Below are 762 nucleotides of genomic sequence, written 5' to 3' on the forward strand. Positions count from 1 at the left end.
CCCTATCTGCTCTGCTGTCCATGACGTGCGTAAACCCGCTTTTAAGTGCGACGCTGTAAACGGAGGTAACTGACCCTTTTTACTTAATGTCGTGTTCATCGGTGTCTGTGTTAAAATATGATGTAACGCTGACATGCCCTTGGTATAGTCTGCCAAATCTAATCTAACCGCTTTATTGGCTTCTATCTTAAGGGCTAATTCACCGGTGTTAGCTTGCTCTTCTATCGTCTCAAAACCTATCCACTCCCATGGACTTGCTCGTTTGACATGTGCCTGCTGATGTGCTGCGTCATCACTACTGATACTCACCCAACCTTTAATTTCCTCTCCATGCACATTAGCCGCGCTGATATAAGCCCACCGATGACCAACGTCATCTGTCGCCACTAAATTATCCTCTTCGAGTGATGAAAGCGATAAGGTCCTTGGGTAAAACACCGTATTATTCACCGTCGCTGCCGACATCCCATCTAGTGATAATGGAAAGGTTGACCAGCTGGGAATTGCCATATAAAGTTGACCCGGTTTTCCAGCTAAATGCAACACACTTTCCCTTTTAATCCAATACGTTTTCTCCGGTTTTGAAAAATAAAGCACTATATCTGGTCGACTTGCAGTAGACAAATCATATTCGAATGGAATACCATCCATCAACTCCACAGAATCCGGAATATCATTTAAAGTTAAATGTGGATAATCATACTGATATTTTGTAATAAGTGTCTGTTTATCTTTTTGAGTCAAATAGTAGTAATGCTTATC

1 pseudogene is annotated in these 762 nt (G+C 42.0%); it reads right to left on the bottom strand.

Features of this window, described 5'->3' with window-relative positions:
- Positions 1 to 762, bottom strand: a pseudogene (locus tag ABEA36_RS13220) (hypothetical protein); the annotation flags it as partial.

Source organism: Orbus sasakiae, from assembly GCF_039542345.1.
In the GTDB taxonomy this organism is placed as follows: Bacteria; Pseudomonadota; Gammaproteobacteria; order Enterobacterales; family Orbaceae; genus Orbus; species Orbus sasakiae.